Origin of the sequence: Escherichia sp. KTE114, from assembly GCF_000407765.1 — a bacterium.
Lineage (GTDB): Bacteria > Pseudomonadota > Gammaproteobacteria > Enterobacterales > Enterobacteriaceae > Escherichia > Escherichia ruysiae.
Genome location: NZ_KE136622.1, coordinates 29,248 through 47,288, shown reverse-complemented (window position 1 = coordinate 47,288; position 18,041 = coordinate 29,248). Strand labels below are relative to the sequence as shown.

Here is an 18,041-nt window from a genome sequence, read left to right as displayed (position 1 = left end):
CCTTTCTGTATGTGTTTTGAATGATGTTTACAGCGGGGTGCTGCCCGGGTTCAGAGGGCAAATCATAATGTAGTCAGGGTCGTTAACAGGTAACGCTCCGGGAGATGGGACACGTTCGCCTTTCTGTGCTGCAATGGCCAGTGTACGCAACAAAACCTCACTGGCGCGGTGAACTGCTTCCTCTTTCGTTGTGGCAGTGACGTGAAGGTTATCAAAATCACCGATCTCAATACGATGCGCTTTCTGCCCATTTTCTTCATTGATGGTCGTGATATGGGCAGGATACGGCACAAACCATGCTGCCACTTTTTGTGTCTGCCGCCGGCGGGCATCAAGTTTACTGACCAGTTGCCATGCACGAAGATGAGTATACCGTTTCAGCATATTCATGGAACGATGTCCTGATATTGCAGCAATCTCCATTACATTCAGGCTACCCAGTTCGAAGAAGCGGCTTATTGCTTCATGCCGTAGATCGTGAAAATGCAGGTCCTCGATGCGAAGTCGTTGTGTGGCTATTCTCCAGGCATTTTTAAAGCCGGATGCGGTGTAATCAAAAACATTGCCGTGGAGATTAACGGGCATCATCTGAAGAAAGTTACGGGCACGTCTGGACAGAGGAACATCCCGTGAGTGACCGTTTTTGGTTTCAGGTAAATGAGCCACACCGTGGCGCAAATCAATGTGCTCCCAACGTAAGGCCAGTATTTCGCCCTGCCGCATGGCTGTCTCAAGGGCAAGATGGAAAATGACATACAACATCAGATTTTTTTCGCGGAAATAGCGAGAAAGGCGACGTTCTTCTGAAGACGTTAGCCGGCGATCTCGTCCCGAGGATACTTTCGGCTTGCGAACCAGTTCAACCGGGTTAGTACGACAGGTTCCCCATTCAACACGAGCAATATTGAACAGAGATGACAGAAGGGCGAGTTCAAGACGTACAGTATTACCTGTAATGGGTTTACCCGTTCGGGGGTTGATTTCTGCTAAACGAACGTCTCTGTATGTAGCAATATCAACGGTTGTTATTTCGTCCATATTCCGAAGGGCAATGGGATATCGTTTGATAACATTGCTCCGGTAAAACTCCTGTTGATGCCCTTTCTTGTGAACAGAAACTGTTTTCAGGTACTTATCCAGTGCGCGTGACAGGGACATTTTACGGATGCGTGGAGACGGCATGCTAACCTCAAAAGAGGCAAAAAATAATGCCAACAATCATTCTCTGCAAGCGTGCCAATCCGGTACCTGGGGCGCTCCTAAAATTCAATTCACAACGCAGACCTACAACATAGCTAAAAACACTCGTAATTTAAGGCTCGGGGTCCATGCATATTGCTCATGGACTTACCTGAATGGCTCACCCTTTGGTGGTTTTCAACAGGTATATTCCGACCAAAACAACGTTTGGTATGTGAGTAATTATGCTTGGGGAAATTATGAGTCTGGTGGGACCATATCAGTCACATGCCTCAATCTTCCTGGTGCTGGAGCTTAATTAAAGGGGCAACAGTAGGCATCGACATGTTCCTCATCAACACCATCACCAATACCGTACATGCGTGTTCCAGTCATAATGTATCCAGTCGGACATTGAATCGGCTTGTAATAGATCGAACCACCACTCTTACCGCCGATAAAGTGATTCATTGCTACGGATGATTTGTACCAATTACATGCTGAGTAATTAATTTTATTACCCCCTGACCACCGACCGGATTGGCACTGGCCTACGTGCCAATCCGGTACGTGGGGGACAATAGGTGGAAAACTCAAAGTTACTCAGCTTTCCACCACAGGTTATCTGGGGCAATTCGACTTCTGTGCCATTGCCAGAATGGGCAACGCAGAGGATGCCCACTACTGCCAGGTAGTTGAGAGCCCAGCAGGTTCACGCAAATGGTACAAATACGAGCATAAGACAGGTTGTATTGCGTCGTGTGTAACGCTCAATTAAGTTTGATATCCAAATACTGAAAATACCCCGGCACCACATGATGTATTTTCTGTTGGATAGGATGTTATCTGATAGGAAGTACCTGCAGGTACAGCAAAGCTGATAAAGGCTGTTTTTCCATATGCAGGGTTATTGCTGGCATTCACGCTAATTAGCGTCCCACCAACATATCCCTGCAGTCGGGATGTATTTGCACATGCACCTCCGGCAGATCCTCCATTACCTCCAGATGCATAAATAAACAATGTACTGCCCCCTGAATTCCGCCCTGAGAATGAACCTCTATGTGAACCTAAGTTTGTGTAAGAACCATTGAGCGAACCAGAAGTCTTCCACGTACCGGATTGGCACGAAAGTATTGCCCCTGTATTATCGCGGCCTACAAGGCCGTTAGGCGAACATGATGCGCCAGCAACGGCAGTTCTTTCCAGTTGTAAGTATTCACCAGTATAAAGGCGACCATCAGCCCGAACAGTACCGCCTTTCACCTGACCGCCGGTATAGATGCCCTTGTTGTTTACACTTCGAACCCATGATCCATCGGACATATAAAATCCGCCACCGTGAGTTTCATTGAGCCAGCCTTTACTGTTACGAGTAATTAACCAACCATTATTACTTCTGATATCACCGCCAGCGGTGACATTTACGTCAAAGTTTCCGCTATTGCCTTTTACCTGACCGCTGAAAGTGCCATTTACACCATTCACATTGCCGCTGAAATTACCTGTCTGGGCATTTACTGCCCCAACGTTATTCAGGTTATTTGATCCCATATCAATGGCCGTGTGCATTTTGTTTAAGTCAGGGCGACCATTGACCTGGAATCTGTAAAGACGATCAGTGTCCTCAGCTGCACCACTAAGTTCATCTGTCGATAACAATACGGCAATATGCCCGTTACCGCTTTTGGCACCATAATTACTTAAAGCTACTGACCAGGAACGTAATGCACCTGTGGCTGTTTTGCCGTCCTGGATATATCCACCAAGACCAGTGGTAATATCCTTAGCCATCTGGATAAGTGCTTTCACTGGATAAGGTGTGCCACCACTGGATACAACCATTGCCTGTAGTAATTCCGGGTTTTGGGCGTTTCGAACCACATATGCCTGTAACCGCTGCCCCTCGCTGTTTGTCTCAGTAAACCCGCTGGACAAAAAGCCGGTATTTTTCAGCATGGTTGTCGTGATAACGGCAGGAGTTGTTGTGGTACTACTGCCCTGGAGAGTCGTGTAGTTTTTCCCTATATAAGAGCGGGCCGCACTGGTCCAGTTGCTGACAAGACGTGCTTCAGTTTGCCATCCTTTTGTTTGAATATAGTCCTGCCATATGCCCGCTCCCCAGGCAATCAGGAGCATAACAATCAGTAAAGCCGCGCCAGTTTCCAGCGATGCCCAGCCTCGGTCATATTTTTTCATCAGATTACCCATAGTGGTTGATAAAGATTATCCAGCAGCAAAAGGACATGGCCAAAACATAGCCATGGACCCAGAGGGCCTTCTTTATGCCCTTTTATGCACCATGTTGAATGCCATAAGACAAATCCTCCTGTGCCCAGCAACACACACCATATGGCGTTATATAACCCTGACCATGCGGTAATACCTGCAATAAGCCACAGGTCTCCAGTGCCAATATTAAGACGATGGCGGTTAACTAATTTATGAAGGCAGAATAAGACAATTGCAGCAGTGGCAAATTCTGTTGTACGGAACCACCATATATCAGTCGTGATTTGTGATAGCATTCCTGCAATTAAAAAACGCCGGGTGAATGTTCCTGGTAATAAACCTGTCAGTGCATCCGTTACCGCCATTTGCAGTATGAACGAAAGAATAAGGACAGCATGAATACGGTAGAGCAGTGGTGATGATGATAAAATAATTAACGCCACAGCTATACTGTATAGCCATATTCCTGACAGAACAGCAGGGTGTGTCTTATACCAGAGATGTCCCGTATCAGATAAAAAATAACGAACTCTGAATAGCAGAGTTCGTCCAATAATGGAAAATGTGAACATCAATGGCAGTATATAAATAGGGGATAGACTTATGCCTACGATTGTCTGCATTGCCTGCCTCCCTGTCCGGGAAGACATATCCCTTTCATGTCACGATAAATTCTCCATATTTTATTGGCATATTGCTCTCTTGTTTCATGTCTGTCCTTACGGAATCCGGCATTGTATGACCCAAGGCAATTCCAGCTGACGCCACATATCTGAAAATGTCTTGCCAGTATCCAGCTTCCTATATGGATATTAAGGCATGGTTTGGTGATTAAATCCTCAGACTTTTTTATTACGCCCATATTTATCAGCTTTGGAATATGGGTTGAGTTTATTTGCATCAACCCATAATCCGTGCTACTGGCTTTACCTGTTTTTTTGTCCTTATTTATATTAATTGCGCCCGGCCTCAACGAAGATTCCCCGGCAGAAATAGCCTTCAATAATAATGGTTCAATTTGATAGCGCGCGCCGGCAGCGGCAAAGCAATTGTCCCACTTGTTGGTCCAGATCTGTTTGGGGGCTACGTATGAAGCTCGGGCGGGTGGAATAAGAGAAAAAAGCAGGATTAATGAAATAAGTCTGAGGGGTACTGTACCCCCTGACATTAAAACTCCTTAACCATTGATGGTGAAGATAAGTTTGTTTGTACCAGTGCTGCCATTATCTGCCTTGCATTGCGTACTGGCTTCTTCAGTAGTGACTTTTCCATCACTGTGAGCAGTACTGTTCAGGGTAATGCCGTTAGTTAAACCAGTTTTACTGATCCGTGTGGCAATCTGGATACAGGCATCCTGTGGGACTTTATCATAGGTAACGGTAAAACCGTTGTTGAACCCTGATGTTGAAGCCGGGGCAACAGTTACAGCACCGCCCCATGCGTTATAGAGCGTTGCTGTACCAGATGTTTTGTCGCCCTGTACTGTCATCCCAGAGGGAACGGCCCCCATCTGAATGAGGGCACCTGTCATTTTGGCACTGCTGGTAAATGTATATCCATCGCTACCTTTTAGCAGGCTCTGGGCACTTGTGATAATTGTTTGTATATTTGCGGTTTCAGTTGCCACATTGGTTCTTGTACGTAACGCATACAAACTACCCAGGACAACGACTATAACAAAAAGAACAACGAGCGCTATTGTTCCCTGCTCCAAAATTCCCCATCCTTTATCATGAGGCTCATTCTTCTTATTATTTCCAGTTAAAGTGGCATTAATATTTTCTACTAACATAAATATCCTCGTTTTGTTTAAAAGTTACCCATGCTGTTGTCACTAATAGACTGAATATCCATAATGGCAAAAACCAGTAACATGAGAGACATGACAAGAAATATCAGCATAATTAAACGAATCACGTTTGCCCGTTTCTTTACACGTTGAAGTGTTTGACTAAGCCATCGTTGACCATAATTGCTGATTAGCTCTGTTGCGCCATCTCCCTGTAATAAAGACAGGAAGTTGGCTGCTTCCCTAGATGGGAACTGATAACCGCACTGACGCAAAGCCAGTCCAAGATGATCCCCCTGGCGGACGCGGTAAATAATGCTGTCAAGACGTGTGCTTAACCATGGTGATGCAAACTCCTGAAGAATGTTTAGTGAGTTGAGCGTCGTCATTTTGGCTTTCAGAAGTGCAGCCATATTCAGGAGAAATGTTGCTCCCTGTATATCCTGATAAATACTCCATGGCATTATCTTGTCGGCAAAAGTACGAACACTGTCAGGGCTTTTCCAGTTTGGCAGAGACCATGATATTAAACCTGTGATCACTGCAAAAAGAACGGCACATATAGCGCCGTAATTATCGACAAAAACAGATAATCCATAAAGAAAACCAAGAGCACCACTCCATGAATCGGGGGAGCTTATTTTGCTCAGTTCAGGTATTAGCTGTGTATTCAGAACATATAATGTCCCCGTCATCATGATTAACAATCCCACCGGATAAATAGCCATTTGCCATATAGCCTGATGGATTTGTTCTTTTGCATCTGTAAGAGTGGTGGCGAATTGCAGTGCATCCACAATTGAACCACTTCTTATCCCGGCGCTGATTACTGCGGCCTCTTCCTGAGGAACCCATAAACTAAGAGTATATTCCAGAGAGTTTTCGCCACTGTTTTCACGAAGAGACTCAATGCAGTCTGTGGCCAGTTCAGCAAAGGGATGCCATTTTCGTCCAAAGTCTGTCCAGGCATCCCGCATCTGTTCCAGTGCGGTCTTTAATGGCTGTTTATTTTCCAGCAGAAAACGCAGGGCTTCGTAAAACTGCACCCTGTAGGGGGCGCTGAACGTTTTTCTGACAATGAAACGCCTCAGCCGTTGACTGAAATTCATTTCACGCATGTTGTTCTCCTGTTAGACATCATCGATGCTGAGGCGCTCGTCTTCGTCCAGAGGGATGATTCTGTCGGCTTCAAGAGGGTCTACCAGACCTTCATTGATACGGCGAAGAAGATGCTCTACACGACTGATGCCTTTCATGTTTTCCAGCCAGTATTTACGTGCTGCAACTTTGCCGCGTGTTTTCAGAATCTGAAATAAGCGGTTATCAGGTTCTATCACCTCAGCAATTACAGTCCTGCCGGTGAGGCCTTTACCTATTTCACCGCGCTTTCTGCCGTTAATGATTACGTCGTGATTACATTCAGAGCATCCGTGAGGATTTCGGAACCAGATATTATCTGTACTGCAGAGTGAATCTTTATTGCAGTGCCGCTCAAGGTAATCACGCTCGTCGTCTCTAAGTTCAGGTGCTCGCGTTTCCCATGGAATACGGCAGGAGGGACACAGAGTTGGTACAAGGCGCTGGCTGATCATCCCAATCAGTAATTGCGCATCGCAAATAAGATCGGCATTCATACCCATCGTAATCATTCGCTCCGGTATACCCAGAGCTGAGTTTGTATGTAATGTCGTCAGAACTATGTGCCCGGTCTGTGCCGCGTAGGTGGTTGACATCATCGAGATAAGATCGCGCATTTCCCCTTCCATGATGGCATCAGGGTCAAGTCGCATTGCCGATGAAATAGCCCGACTCCATGCCAGTTTGACGGCATCTTCGTCGGATTTGTCGCAGATAATCGGAGTCTGTGTTGCTCCCAGTATCTGTCCTTCCAGCGGATCTTCGATTGTTAGCAGGTGTCGCCCCTGATTATCGTCAAGATATACACGGCAGGCGCTGCGTAACGTTGTCGATTTACCGGAACCGGTTGGACCTGACAGGACTATTTTTCCTTCCGGGCGGCGCAGCATTATGTTCAGCAACCGGATTTGTTCCGGGATAAAGCCCAGTTGTTTAAACGTGGGAACTTTATCTCCGTCATCGGGTATCAGGCGCATAACTGCAATCAGACCGTCTCCCGTAGGTCTGTGACTGTAGCGTGCACCAAATATTCCTATTTTTCGCATTAATTGTGGGGACAGGCGCGCATCCTGTTCCCTTTGAGGGAAGAAACTGGTTTCAGTGACATCAGCCATTGACAGAATGGCTGTTGCGCAAAGTGAATAGCCCAGTGCTGGTTGATCTTCATCTACAGTCTGCAGTTCACCGAATATTCTCATGCGAACTTTGAAAATAGACTCAGAAATTAAAAAATGAATATCTGAAGCACCAAGTTTTCTGGCCGTTTCAAAATAAGATAGAACTTTCTTCTCACTTTCACTGACATCAGCAAGATCTTTCAGATGAATAATTCGTTCTTTCGGGCCTCTGTTTTTTTCATCCTGACCTGCTTCCTGTAACTCCGACAACGAGACTACTTTTGGGTTGATACCCGGATATAATTTTAGCAGTTCCTGGAGATTACTTTGTACGTCAGGCCTTGTCCGCTGGTTTGTTTCTATAAGAATTTCATGGGTGTCTCCCCGGGATATAAAAAGGAGAGCATCCTTCAGATTATATTTATCCATATCACGTTACTCAGAAAGTAAGGGTAGTGCCATCACTTAACGTGACGCCAGACAATGAGATCGACTTCACCGTGACGGATGTACCTGGAAGTTGGCTGCCAGTGGTGACGCTTGTCTGACGTCCATCAGCCATGCGAAGAACGGCATGAAGACGTTTATCTTTGCCGTTTATTTCCATAATGATGGGCAATTCTTTTCTGTTTTTCGGTGCCGTTTGCTCTGAAACTGATGGCAAGGGGGCGGTCACACCAGAGAAACCTGAAACAGTTTCAGATGATGAAGTAACATCTGATTCTTCAAGTTGTTTCTGTAACTGTGCACCCTGAACTTTTGCCTGTAAAAGAATATTCCGGTTTTGTTGTGCTTCAAGTTCTCCTATTGTGACAAGAGGTTGTGTTGTGGCAAATGAAAAACCAGAGAAGAAAAATATGGAAGGAATAATGAGTAATTTACTTGGACGCATATATATGACCTTCTGAGGAATAACTGAAAGTACCGCCGTTTAATTCAAAATGGATATTGCTCAGACGGACGCCGGTATCCTGAAGTAAAGGGAAAAACTCATCAGGATTTACAGGAGTTGATAAACTGAACTGATATTCTTTCCATTTCTGAACAGGGGCTGGTTCACCATCGTTGCCTGGTAATGGCTCCGGTATGGCTATTTCATTAATGGCCGGTGTTAACTGTTTTTTCTGAAACCACGTGAACACCCGCATCAGTTGTTCTGAGGGGGCCGGGACAGCCTCATCCCTGCCGGGCAGGGACGGCAGTGGACGGGTTACAGAAACCTGGCGTGCACCATCTTTAAGGTTAAAGTCAGGAATAACACCAAAGATTTCTTTACTTCTTGCCAGAAAACCCTCAATGGTTCCTCCAGGCTGTCGTTCGTAAATCAGTGTGAATGTCTCAGGAGTACATGTTCCGCCGGTAAGTTTCCAGCCTTCCAGTGCGACCGGTGACGGTTTTCGAAGGTCCGCGCAGGCTTTCAGAAAATCACTGATTACAGGTTGTGATGCCCATGGATGCGGGAGTTCTGGCGGTGGATCGGGCTTTTTAAACTGCAATCTTGCCCGAGCAGCTATCTCCTCGGGCGTCGGTACGACATCCGGCTCTGGCTGAGTCATCCAGAATACAGTGCCTGCGCCGGCTGCTACTAAAAACAGTACGGCAGGCAGTGTGAATTTGCTGCGATTGCCGACAGTAAGTTTGCAACGGCGGAGATCTGCTGATGATAACCGGGTAATAATACTTTCCCAGTTATCAGGATGTTCCAGAGGAGATACGACCTGCCATTTTTCGGGGGGCTCTTCGTTCATCGTCAGAAAAAGACTGACCTTTTGAGCAACATCAGCATCATTTCCTGACAGATCAGCCATAACGGCAGGCTGGCCATTAATGGAGGCAAGGAATAAAAGCTCCTTATCGCTGTACCGGAAGACGCCGTATCCATTTCTCACCCATGAGCAGAAAGCCAGAGCAAGGGAAAAATAATGATTGCGCTCCGGCCTGGCCAGTATTCCTGTGCCGGTAATGCGGCTGTTCTTCCCACGGGAACCTCTGCTGCCTACAGTCACTTTCAGAGTGGTAAGCCGTCTGGATTTTACATGGGGCTTGTGTTTCTGATGAGAAGGGACTCGCTGTTTTTTTACGACAGGACTCCATTTAAGACAGGCTGCCCACACGCGATGATTTACTTTAGGATCTGCGAGAAGCACAACCGGGTTGATATCTTCATCAGCCATTGTTGCCTCCTGACGGGAAAGTCGGGGTAATGATGATTACAAGCGTGCTGCGTTCATTTTTCCCGGTTTGTGAACCACCAAATAATGGATTTGCTGGCGTAAACGTACCGGCTTTACTTGTCGTCGTATTGTTCTGATCGAAACCAGTAACGACAAGTGATTGCCCTTCTTTCAGATTGACCTTCTGGCTCAGTGAACGCAGTTTGGTATACGGCATTTCGATGTAACTGTTTCCGTCTTTTGACGTAAAGCTACGGATTGTTGGGGGATCTGACAGATTAAAATTCATCTGCAACTGGAGATTGCCCGTTTTCTGAATTAAAGGCAGCAGGGTCATATTGAATCCGGTGGTGATCATGCCCGGCGTTAATGTTGTTGTTGCTCCTACATCCGTAGTCGTTGTTGTTGCTGACTGGGCGACGTAAACCGTCTGATCTGCCATCTGGATAGGTACCGGCGTCAGGTTTGTGACAGTGCTTTCTTGTGAAGTCACAACACTGACATCGCCCTGTTCACTCAGCGCTTTAATCAGAAGACTGGAACCGCTGAATTTGGCGGCATTCCCTGTTGCCGTATCCAGAATTGATACGCCTGCAGATGTAGCGCCTGTAAAATCTCCGCTTGCATTGTTCAACGTTGCTCCGGCGGAATGTAGCGATTTATAAACAAGGTTCCAGTCCAGACCGAACTGTTCGTTTCTGGTATTGCTGACGCTCAGAACCTGTACGTTCAGGGCTACCTGGCGGTTCATAATACTGTTTTGTTCGTCCACATATCGTGCGACGGCTTCCTGGACAGCTGGAGTATCAGTGACAGTCAGCGTTGAGCTCGATGCAGATAACCAGTAACGGCCTTTTTCTGGTGTCAGCATTGCTTCAATAGTTTTCCGGATGTCTTCATACAGATCGTATTCCTGACCAACGGTTGTGCTCTGAGAGGACGTTGCATCACCGGATGCTGAGTTATCCTGGCCTCCTGTTGCCCCCATTGTGCTTGTTGAGCCAGAGCTGACACTGGAACTGCTGCTGGTTTTGGTGTTCAGCATATGAAGTGGATACGTTCTGGTTTCAGTCAGATAGAATACAATCCGACCATTATCCATGCGCCAGTACAGACCACTCCGGCTGGCCATCAGATCCAGAAGACCATTGATATCTCCCTGCCACATGAGGTTATTCAGCGTTAATGGCTGAGTGGAGGTAGTCATTGTTGTGCTGCCCAGGCTGCTTAACGGTAGACGCCCATTTTCATCTGGTGCTGGTAGTGTTCCTGTCATCTGGCGGGTAGCGCCTCCTTCAAGAGTTGAATTGGCTGCGTCAGGCGTGATGATCACAGGGATGCCGCATACGGCAGTAATACGTTGCCCCAGTTCCTGCAGAGTGATCTCTCCTTTTCTTGCCTGCGTGATGTAGCAGGCCGGAGCTGTTTGTTTTTTCTCTCTTGATACCTGAGCGACCGGAACAGGGTTTATCCATTGATTATCGAGCCAGGTAAGAGCCTGCGATTTACGGGCCGAAAGGGCTGATACCTTTTCCCGTGCATGTGCTGAGTCTTCCTGTGCTTTTTTCTGCATTTTGTTGATTTCGCTGAAAGTACATCCGGAGATGGAAAGAGCGACGGCGATCATGCAGGGGAGCACCGCCAGCTTCATTGAACGCTGGTGTGATTTTTTCATGAATATATCCAGATTAGTTAACGTAGACGACAGAACCAGCAGTAATGCCTGCCGGGGGTGTCAGACCGGTTGCAGTTCCTGATAGCCAGGTGAGTTGCCCGTTTTGGAAGATCCCTATTAGTGCAGAACCACGACTTTTTGAACGCAAAGTTTCAACAAGACCTGGTTGTTCAGGCATCCATACCCACAGACGCCCCTGTTGTAACTGATGTTTAATTCGGGAGTCCGGAGTGACAGGGAGAGCCAGTTTATCTGAGGAAATTACTCCGTCCTGCTGGCCTGATACGTATCTGATATCATTGATTCTGTTAGCAATCATTAGTATCTGACTTGCCCATACAGACGCACTTGCATATTGCTGGGCGTTTGTGGTTTCAGACATCTTCTGATTCTGGTAGCTACCAGTGATAATCAGAATGGTCAGGCCGACGGCCATGACCAGCCATCCCATTAGCGACCATCCCTTGTATCAGAAACTGTAATGATGCACTGCATGCGAGAAGCCTGTGCGTATAAAGGTTTTTGCGCAGTCCGATATAACTCAAATACCTGCTCCATGGCTGATTCAAATGATCCCCGGAACATTAAAGGCGCATCCAGACGGTAATCGGTTACAGAAAGTGGCCATATGACCATCCAGTGCGTTGATGCCATGCTTTCGCATTTTGTTTCTTCTGCCCACTTGATAATGTTCTCTCTTAATGTGGTGCCTGCCGGCGCACGCCACTCTTTACCCTGAGATACCGGTTTAACAGGCGTTCCGGTCATGAGCGGGATAGACTTGACTGTGGAGCCGGTTGGAGTCGGGGTGGCGGCGGGCGTTGACGAAGATACGCTGTTTCCCCTGAATGGATTTCGTGGTTTGTTTTGGCTATTTGCTGTCGTTGGAGATTCAGGGTAAGTGGATGTGGTTACCATGGCTGCTGGCGAGATAGTGGTTGCCGTGTCCTGTGCCGGTGCAGCAGCTGATGTTGTGACGGTCAACGTTTTATTATTCCAGTCCAGATGGCCCCAGAGGTGTTGTTCTTCCAGCAACCGGTTCAGAGAACGGGTCCACTGATCATTGGCAGACCATGAAACCAGTTTGGTATTCAGCTTGGGCGTGGCTGCATTCTCTTGTCTGAATTTCCATCCTTCCGGTAGTAATGTTTTTATCCACTGACTGACGGTCCGGTTACGGGCCGTCGGCGATAGTGTTACAGGGGCGCTACCAGGCTTGCCTGTAATGATTAACCGGGAGAAATTCTGACTTATTGTTGGTGAAGGTAACGGTCGGGATTCGCTAACAGGCTGTGCTGTTTTTACTGTCTCTGGCACGCTGACTCTCGGGGGGGGAGTTATTTTAGGTGGAGAAAGACGTTGTTGCGTAAGTGCCAGAACGCCAGCACTTTCACTGATTTGTCCGTCAACAAAAACCAGAGCAGGCGTATCTGATGGTGCCACGTTATTGCTGCCGGAAATTCCGGCACAGCCGGACAATAATGACGGCAGTATAAGTGTCAGACAGTTTTTTTTCATAACGGAGACTCCGTGTTCGTATATACGTGTTTGTTAATTGGTGTGAGGCGGCTGGAGAGGACGAATGACGACTGTCATTCCGTCCGAATGCAAATGCGGGAAAGACCACTGAAATAAGAGATATATAAAAGGAATTGATAATTTTTCGTACAGACTTGTTTTCCGTGGGTATGTAATAACTGAAAAACTCAAATCATAAGATTCCAGTCTCTTTATAAGTTTATTTATTCTTGCTGGAGTAAAGAGATGTGAATGCATGACAATGATTTCATCATTATTAATTGCTTTTGATATCAGAGAAAGCAATACATCCCAGTGTTTCCTCATTGACTTCGGGCAACGTGTGTCAGCATAGGGGCTAAGATGTATAGTTGATTTCTTGCTTCCCTTTTTCTTCTTCACAAAGAATGTGAAGTCGTATTTAGATGCAGACCTTACAATAAGAAGTACACATCTGAAAAGTAGTGGGAAAATGCAAATCACAACCACCACACAGAAATATAACATATAAGGCAATGATAAGTTGTCAGTGTATGGATAACGTAAGTATTGCCATGGGGTAGTGATGTACAGACAAAGCGTACACCAAAGCAACCATAGATATAATGGTACGTTATTATTTTTCATATTAGTTGACTTTTAATACTGTTTTCTATCACCACATTTTTATGTGTCTCATTTGGCACTTCGTACTGTTGGAAATATTGTTGGCGGCGGATGCGTGTCTGTTCACTGCTTTCTATTAACACCGCCATGGCGATTGCAAAGTATATGCAAATCAGGAAAATCCAGAACGCGTTTGGTATCTTCCAAAAAAGTGTGGACAGTTTGTTATGTGGTGAAACTAAAATCGGAGAAAGGATTCCACAGACAATCACAATCGCGATGGTTAATTTAACTAGAAAGAACATGGTAAACATCGTTAATCTCCATGATAAAAGGGAGAGAGGTAATAAAGATGGCAACAAACGGCTAAATTAAAATCGTTAAAAGGTGTACACAGACAATCGCAATCGCGATGGTTAATTTAACTAAAAAGAACACGGCCCCCACCTGTTTTGACGAGGTCTTTTGTTTTTGTTGTGTTTACGACAGCCAGTCCTGTAGATGCTGATGGCGGGAGCTGCTGCCCTTGTGCCAGCGGCAGTGGCTGCCGGGAGCACGCTCCAGTCGGAACAGAAATCGGTTGTCGCGTAGTACCACCACGAGACAGTTATCCGGCGTGCAGAAACGTCGGGCAAGCTCATCGGGGTCTGTCGGTGTTTTCGTTGAAAACAGCCTGCGTTTGCAGTGTGCGTCGACGACCAGTATTTGCAGTCGTCCGGGATGTTGCTGTGGCATCAAAGACTCCTTCCGGAACGGGAAAAGAAGCAGCTGTACCGTCATAACTGCACGTACCGGTTGCGAAAAAACGGCACAAGCGAGTAGTGACAGAAAGAATGTCGGAAACGGCAGGAAGGGCGGTACAGGCTGCGAAGACGGGAAACGGGTTGTGTTGGGAATTAACGCACGTGAGGTGTGATGAGAACGACGCGCTTTTCGCCAGCTCCGTCTCCGGTGAATCCATTCACGACAAGGGACTGTTCCGGTCTGAGAGAAATGCTTTGTTCAACAGTCTGTTTTCGTTTCTGGTCTGTGGTCGAGAGTCGCAGAGTGATATTTCCGGGCGCACCGTGAATATCCGGTGATACCTGCATTCTGACACCGGGAGAGACATCTGCAGTGAAGGTATCCGGACCTACGGACGTTACCAGTGATTCAACACAGGGCGTATTCTGTATCATCCCGTGGAGCGTTTCAGGTGTCAGCGTCAGGCTGTCATTAAAAAATGCACTGCGTGAAATACTCCCCTGAGCACCGGCAAACAGGTCCGGATGGCGCTCATTAAGAAGGCTTCCGTATTTTTCCGCCAGGCAGATTGGGTTGCTGGCCGTTGTGTCTGTTCGCACGGTATCGACCGTGAATGTCACCTGCGGGTGATGTTCCCTGTGGCCTGTGCAGCCGGACAGCAGTGCGGCGGCTATCGTCATCCAGAGTAGTGGTTGTTTTTTCATGCTGTTAATTTCCTCTCAGGGTAAAAAGAAAGACTCGCACCGTCATGTCGATGGGGGCCGCTTGCGAAAAAATGGCACAAGCGAGTAGTGACAGAAAGAATGTCGGAAACGGCAGGAAGGGCGGTACAGGCTGCGAAGACTGGAAACGGGGTATGCCGGGGATTACACATCCTCAGTGTAATGTGATAGTCGTCTGCTCCTGTGTTGCACCCCAGACATCTTCTGGCAGGCTGGGCAGCCCGATAAATAGGGTGTGAAAGAGGGTTTCTCTGCGTTCGATCCCGAATTGATGTTCGTATCCTCTCACCACCTGAAATCCTTCGTCGGAGAATATTAACTCTGCCGTTTCCAGAAGCTGCATAGTTTTGCGGTGTAGTGGAGTGATCAGCTGCAACGTAACTGGTGCCCTCATATCGCCTGTCGGTAGAAAACACTCTTCGGTGCGACTTAGTTGTAGCAGATGACGTTTCCCGGAACAGGCCCGTTCAATGGATTCATTGAACACCCTCTCAGGCCATGGGCAGACATATGTGCGCCAGCCTGCTTTCTGTAATTTACCCAGTGCAGCCCGAAAACGAAACAACGGACATTCCCCGACAGTGGCAGAGCTGAGAAAGAGCGTATTCAGCGTTCCGATGATGGGAATATTGCGATCTTTTTCGGTCAATGCTTTTAACGCCATGATTTCGCCAGGGAGACTACGGAATTCAGGATGTCTGCTGGCACCAGAAAGCCATTCAAGCAGGTAATGCCGTAATCCGGTTTCACTGGTTATATTGTGGTTTTCCTGTGCCGTTTTCAGGGCATTCAGTGCACACCAGAGCAACTGGCGCACGGGATGTTCTGTCGTGGTCATGCGAATGTCCTACTGTGAGATGAAAAGAAGACCGGTATCCGCTCTCTCCGCCACACGTGATGGCACGGGCCGGCCTTTGATAAAACGAATCAATACTCTGGGGTGAAGCCTTTTATTTCTTTCGCCATTAAGAAATACACGATTCCATCAAAAGACAGGGGGAGTCCATGGTGGGGATGGCTTCGTGCAGGCTTCACTCCAGAATATTCTCTGAATTGAAAAAAGCCCGGCCCGAAGGCCGGGAAATACTGGCTATGGGATGTTTACAAGGCGCTCCATAAAGCCGTGATGTTCGGCATTTGATACCAGTTCCAGGAGCAGGGATATCCTCGACTCAGGCTGGAGAGTATTTTCCATTCTGAGGAGATACTGATATTGTGCTTTTGTCAGCCATATGCTGGAAGCCGCATTCAGCTCTTCCCTGGCTCCCGGATTTAGCACAGGGTCCGGGTAAATCTTCATTAATCCATCAACAATATCTTTATTGACGGGTTTTATTTCACCGCCAAACTTCACGAAATCAATGAAGGCGCTATGGCGACGTAATGCCGATACTGGTTGAATGTCAAAATTAGCCAGAATAAAAAAGTACCCTGGAAAAATAGCGAATATTCTTTCACGGTAACAGCGCCTGGAGTCTGCCCGTCTTATCTTTCTTGTTATTAATGGAGTCCATGGTACGACGTTTTGCTCATTCAGCCATGAGAATAAAGATTCTCTGTTTTTGCCGGCTGTATTATATTGCGCAAGATACCAGTTCCGGTTATTCAGGTGTTCTATATTCACGAAGTTCAACGCTCCGCGCAAAACCGATCCATGATGGACGATTTTGCGATGTCAGGCGAATATGCTAAATCATATGTCTGAAGCAGTGTCCAGCCCATATCTGGATAAACTGCAGTTCTGACAGGCATATAACCAGCAGACTCTAGTACGTTCTGTATCGGTGATTTGGCGAACTCACAGATAAAGAACGGCTAAGCACTAATATCAGCAATACAGTGGCACAGTATTGTGATACGCGAAATAAAACATCAGCACGTCAGTTCAGAGTAAGATCGCCATATATCGGGCATGAGCCAGATACAAATAACTGGGACACCGTCTGAAGTGATTTGCTTTATTAAAGTAACTTGTGCTTGGTGTTTATGTTTATCAATTTGGGATCGCCTGTAAAGTGCAAAATGCAATTTCCATGAAAGTGTCCCCTTTAATGGGGACACCTGTTCACATTTTTTCGTTTTCTTTAGCTGTATTGCTAATCATGAAAACGAAAGTTCGCATCAGCACAGCAGAGCGAAGTGCATCATATCCTTCCAGATTTAAATTCTTCAGGCTTCGCTTCAGGTAGGTTCGTACCGTTTCGGGAGAAAGCCGACAGTTCTGAGCAATGGCGTCGTAAGGAACACCCATTGCGTAAAAAACGCAGACTTTAAGCTGGTTTGTTGATAGCTCGGGAAACATGCCTTCCAACAGAGTGATGGCCGGGAGTTTCTGTATCAGTTGAGGTGACATAGCAAAGGTCTCCGATGACAACTAAAAACGCTATCACCGAGTTCCTACGCTCATTGGTGATAGCCCAGACGGGGGTAGGAATACCGGCGTCATCGGAAACCGGCCAGGCTAATGCCTGCCCCGCCTGAGCTACCATAGATGACGACAAGAAATACAAGTTCCTGTCTTTATGGTATGGCAAAAAACGACGCCAAATGAAGAAATTAACTTCTGCGCCGACGATGACTACGCGGGTTCCTACGCCCGATCACAGTTTTGCCTGTGACCAGTAAAGGGTACTTAGTATAACGCACCGAGTCAACTAACAGCTTAAAAAACATACAAAAAAGCGTCAAAACTTAACGCTCCGCGCCGAAGCGATCCAGGCATGATGCTTCTGCTTTGTGGCGTTCGAACATGCTGGTCCATATGCACGAAACGGTGTCTGACCCTCGTCCAGACAATCCGCAGTTCTGACGAACATATGAACAAATATGCTCTTGTAGAGGCTGTTGTTACACAATTGGCGGGTTGTGTAACAAATGGTTTTATCATCTAAGAATTATTCTATTTACGATCGAATGATCTACAAAATGATTTTTTAAAGGTTATTTAGATCGTTTAATTGCATTAAAACAGAATATTATTCTGTTAGGTAGATCGGTTGTAAGATAAATGATCGTGAGTAGGACAAAAGTCGATCTTTTAATCCAAAAGAAAGATCTAAAGCAGAAAAATCTGCTTTTAAAAATAGATTTTATTTTTTTGACGCAGGTCAAGATTAACTTATTAGAGGTATCAGTGAGGAGGCACTG

The 18,041-nt window shown here is 46.6% G+C and carries 20 protein-coding genes and 1 pseudogene; 1 reads left to right on the top strand and 20 read right to left on the bottom strand.

The window, feature by feature from the left end:
• Positions 1-27: 27 nt before the first annotated feature.
• Positions 28-1,182, bottom strand: a complete 1,155-nt coding sequence (locus WC5_RS21220) for a tyrosine-type recombinase/integrase (RefSeq protein WP_001139958.1) — start codon at positions 1,180-1,182, stop codon at positions 28-30.
• A gap of 550 nt (positions 1,183-1,732) precedes the next feature.
• On the opposite strand from WC5_RS21220, the pseudogene WC5_RS25975 reads away from it, so the two are divergent.
• Positions 1,733-1,957 (top strand): annotated as a pseudogene (locus tag WC5_RS25975) (hypothetical protein); the annotation flags it as partial.
• Here WC5_RS25975 and WC5_RS21225 read toward each other — a convergent pair.
• The 19 genes from WC5_RS21225 to WC5_RS26065 form a co-directional block, all read right to left on the bottom strand.
• Positions 1,954-3,378 carry a shufflon system plasmid conjugative transfer pilus tip adhesin PilV gene (locus tag WC5_RS21225; protein WP_001389385.1) on the bottom strand — a complete coding sequence of 475 codons (1,425 nt, stop codon included), beginning with the start codon at positions 3,376-3,378 and terminating at the stop codon, positions 1,954-1,956. The pseudogene WC5_RS25975 and the gene WC5_RS21225 sit on opposite strands and share 4 nt — an antisense overlap.
• Positions 3,378-4,034, bottom strand: a complete 657-nt coding sequence (locus WC5_RS21230) for a prepilin peptidase (RefSeq protein ID WP_016231298.1) — start codon at positions 4,032-4,034, stop codon at positions 3,378-3,380. Before WC5_RS21230 ends, WC5_RS21225 begins: the two co-directional genes overlap by 1 nt.
• Complete coding sequence (locus tag WC5_RS21235) at positions 4,019-4,579, bottom strand: lytic transglycosylase domain-containing protein (RefSeq protein WP_000014116.1); 561 nt, start codon at positions 4,577-4,579, stop codon at positions 4,019-4,021. Before WC5_RS21235 ends, WC5_RS21230 begins: the two co-directional genes overlap by 16 nt.
• 9 nt (positions 4,580-4,588) lie before the next feature.
• Positions 4,589-5,203 carry a type 4 pilus major pilin gene (locus WC5_RS21240; RefSeq protein WP_001542527.1) on the bottom strand — a complete coding sequence of 205 codons (615 nt, stop codon included), beginning with the start codon at positions 5,201-5,203 and terminating at the stop codon, positions 4,589-4,591.
• A gap of 17 nt (positions 5,204-5,220) precedes the next feature.
• Positions 5,221-6,318 (bottom strand): type II secretion system F family protein, encoded by a 1,098-nt coding sequence (locus tag WC5_RS21245; protein WP_001492931.1) that lies wholly within the window; start codon positions 6,316-6,318, stop codon positions 5,221-5,223.
• A 12-nt stretch (positions 6,319-6,330) separates the two neighbouring features.
• Positions 6,331-7,884 carry a GspE/PulE family protein gene (locus WC5_RS21250; protein ID WP_001492932.1) on the bottom strand — a complete coding sequence of 518 codons (1,554 nt, stop codon included), beginning with the start codon at positions 7,882-7,884 and terminating at the stop codon, positions 6,331-6,333.
• Between the two features lie 10 nt (positions 7,885-7,894).
• Entirely contained in the window at positions 7,895-8,347 is a 453-nt protein-coding gene (gene pilP / locus WC5_RS21255) for a type IV pilus biogenesis protein PilP (RefSeq protein WP_001247870.1), read from the bottom strand.
• Positions 8,334-9,629, bottom strand: a complete 1,296-nt coding sequence (gene pilO2, locus WC5_RS21260) for a type 4b pilus protein PilO2 (RefSeq protein ID WP_000752775.1) — start codon at positions 9,627-9,629, stop codon at positions 8,334-8,336. The genes pilP and pilO2 overlap by 14 nt, the downstream gene beginning before the upstream one ends.
• A complete protein-coding gene (gene pilN, locus WC5_RS21265; RefSeq protein WP_000748143.1) occupies positions 9,622-11,304 on the bottom strand; it encodes a PilN family type IVB pilus formation outer membrane protein in 1,683 nt (560 codons plus the stop codon). The genes pilO2 and pilN overlap by 8 nt, the downstream gene beginning before the upstream one ends.
• A gap of 13 nt (positions 11,305-11,317) precedes the next feature.
• Positions 11,318-11,755 carry a type IV pilus biogenesis protein PilM gene (pilM, locus tag WC5_RS21270; protein WP_000539807.1) on the bottom strand — a complete coding sequence of 146 codons (438 nt, stop codon included), beginning with the start codon at positions 11,753-11,755 and terminating at the stop codon, positions 11,318-11,320.
• The gene (gene pilL / locus WC5_RS21275) at positions 11,755-12,822 is read right to left on the bottom strand and encodes a type IV pilus biogenesis lipoprotein PilL (protein WP_001302629.1); all 1,068 of its coding nucleotides are present in this window, start codon (positions 12,820-12,822) and stop codon (positions 11,755-11,757) included. Before pilL ends, pilM begins: the two co-directional genes overlap by 1 nt.
• 33 nt (positions 12,823-12,855) lie before the next feature.
• A complete protein-coding gene (locus tag WC5_RS25970; protein WP_001324593.1) occupies positions 12,856-13,449 on the bottom strand; it encodes a hypothetical protein in 594 nt (197 codons plus the stop codon).
• A complete protein-coding gene (locus WC5_RS21280) occupies positions 13,446-13,742 on the bottom strand; it encodes a hypothetical protein (RefSeq protein WP_000494780.1) in 297 nt (98 codons plus the stop codon). Before WC5_RS21280 ends, WC5_RS25970 begins: the two co-directional genes overlap by 4 nt.
• A 166-nt stretch (positions 13,743-13,908) precedes the next feature.
• Positions 13,909-14,163, bottom strand: a complete 255-nt coding sequence (locus WC5_RS21285; RefSeq protein WP_001136187.1) for a PilI type IV pilus biogenesis protein — start codon at positions 14,161-14,163, stop codon at positions 13,909-13,911.
• Between the two features lie 161 nt (positions 14,164-14,324).
• Positions 14,325-14,876 carry a hypothetical protein gene (locus WC5_RS21290; protein WP_000744644.1) on the bottom strand — a complete coding sequence of 184 codons (552 nt, stop codon included), beginning with the start codon at positions 14,874-14,876 and terminating at the stop codon, positions 14,325-14,327.
• A 172-nt stretch (positions 14,877-15,048) separates the two neighbouring features.
• Positions 15,049-15,732 (bottom strand): conjugal transfer protein TraC, encoded by a 684-nt coding sequence (locus tag WC5_RS21295; protein ID WP_000213859.1) that lies wholly within the window; start codon positions 15,730-15,732, stop codon positions 15,049-15,051.
• Between the two features lie 252 nt (positions 15,733-15,984).
• Positions 15,985-16,518 (bottom strand): transcription termination/antitermination NusG family protein, encoded by a 534-nt coding sequence (locus WC5_RS21300; RefSeq protein WP_001306770.1) that lies wholly within the window; start codon positions 16,516-16,518, stop codon positions 15,985-15,987.
• Between the two features lie 441 nt (positions 16,519-16,959).
• Positions 16,960-17,247, bottom strand: a complete 288-nt coding sequence (locus tag WC5_RS21305) for a helix-turn-helix transcriptional regulator (RefSeq protein WP_000074849.1) — start codon at positions 17,245-17,247, stop codon at positions 16,960-16,962.
• A complete protein-coding gene (locus tag WC5_RS26065; RefSeq protein ID WP_001324596.1) occupies positions 17,165-17,428 on the bottom strand; it encodes an ash family protein in 264 nt (87 codons plus the stop codon). The genes WC5_RS21305 and WC5_RS26065 overlap by 83 nt, the downstream gene beginning before the upstream one ends.
• Between the last annotated feature and the right edge of the window lie 613 nt (positions 17,429-18,041).